The sequence below is a fragment of the Thiomonas delicata genome (genome assembly GCF_900088825.1).
Lineage (GTDB): Bacteria > Pseudomonadota > Gammaproteobacteria > Burkholderiales > Burkholderiaceae_C > Thiomonas_A > Thiomonas_A delicata.
Genome location: NZ_LT592190.1, coordinates 1 through 1,230 on the forward strand (window position 1 = coordinate 1; position 1,230 = coordinate 1,230).

The window sequence follows — 1,230 nt, forward strand, 5'->3', positions numbered from 1 at the left end:
GGATCTGCTTGCGCTCCAGGTCCAGGCCCCAGTGGGCGATGGGGCCGAGCTTGGGTGACAGGCCGAAGAACACCAGCAGCATGTCCAGCGGCAGGCGCCGGGTGATGCCGTCGTTGCCGGTGAGCTTGACCTGCGACAGGCGGCCATCGCCGTCGGCCTCGAACCCCGTGATCTGACCGACGACGAACTGCATCGCGTGCTGCTCGCACAGGGCGTGCATCTTGGCCACCGAGGCCGGCGCGGCGCGAAAGCCGTCGCGCCGGTGCACGAGGATGACGCTTTCGGCGCGGTGCGCGTCATCCTGGGCGAAGTGCAGCGCCCAATCCAGCGCCGAGTCGCCGCCGCCGACCACCACGAGATTTTTGCCGGCGAAGACCGCGGGGTTCTTCACGCGGTAGAACAACTGCGTGCCCTCGAAGGCGTCCAGCCCCTCCACTTTGAGGGTGCGCGGCTGGAACGAGCCCACGCCGGCGGCGATGAACACCGTCTTGGTGAGCAAGGTGGTGTCCTTGGAGGTGCGCACGACGAAGCGCCCGTCGTCCTGGCGCTGCAGCTCCGTCACGTCCTGTCCCAGATGGAAGGTGGGCTTGAACGGCTCGATCTGCTTGAGCAGGTTGTCGGTGAGTTCCTGGCCGGTGCACATGGGCACGGCCGGAATGTCGTAGATGGGCTTGTCCGGATAGAGCTCCACGCACTGGCCGCCCAGGTGCGGCAGGCTGTCGATGACGTGGGCCTTGATGTCGAGCAGGCCGAGTTCGAAAACCTGAAACAAACCCACGGGACCGGCGCCAATAATGACGGCATCGGTCTCGATCGGCGGGGCGCTGGCCAGGGCCGCGTCGGCGATGGCCGGATTGATGTGCATTTCCATGAGGGATGAGGGGGCGGTCGGAATCCGGATGTTCAGCGCTCGAGAAACTGCAGCTTGCCGGGTTTGCCATTCCATTCTTCGCCGTCCGGCGGGGCGGGCTTGCGCTTGGTGATGCTGGGCCAGCGGCGCGACAGTTCGGCGTTGAGGGCAATGAATGCTTGTTGGTCGCCAGGGACGTCTTCCTCGGCGAAGATGGCGTTGGCCGGACACTCGGGCACGCATACGGCGCAGTCGATGCATTCGTCCGGATCGATCGCCAGGAAGTTGGGGCCTTCGCGGAAGCAGTCCACCGGGCAGACGTCCACACAATCGGTGAACTTGCACTTGATGCAATTTTCGGTCACGACAAAGGTCATCGG

At 65.1% G+C, this 1,230-nt stretch carries 2 protein-coding genes; both read right to left on the minus strand.

Annotation, left to right across the window (positions count from 1 at the left end):
* Positions 1–871: NAD(P)/FAD-dependent oxidoreductase (locus THIARS_RS17990; RefSeq protein WP_094162244.1), on the minus strand; the 871-nt coding region annotated here is incomplete at its 3' end.
* Positions 872–903: 32 nt separating this feature from the next.
* Positions 904–1,227: a ferredoxin FdxA gene (gene fdxA, locus THIARS_RS17995; RefSeq protein WP_013106996.1), complete on the minus strand. Its 324-nt coding sequence runs from the start codon at positions 1,225–1,227 to the stop codon at positions 904–906.
* Between the last annotated feature and the right edge of the window lie 3 nt (positions 1,228–1,230).

Coding starts and splice junctions, on each gene's coding strand:
- fdxA (WP_013106996.1), bottom strand. CDS start 1,227: ATGACCTTTGTCGTGACCGAAAATTGCATCAAGTGCAAGTTCACCGAT.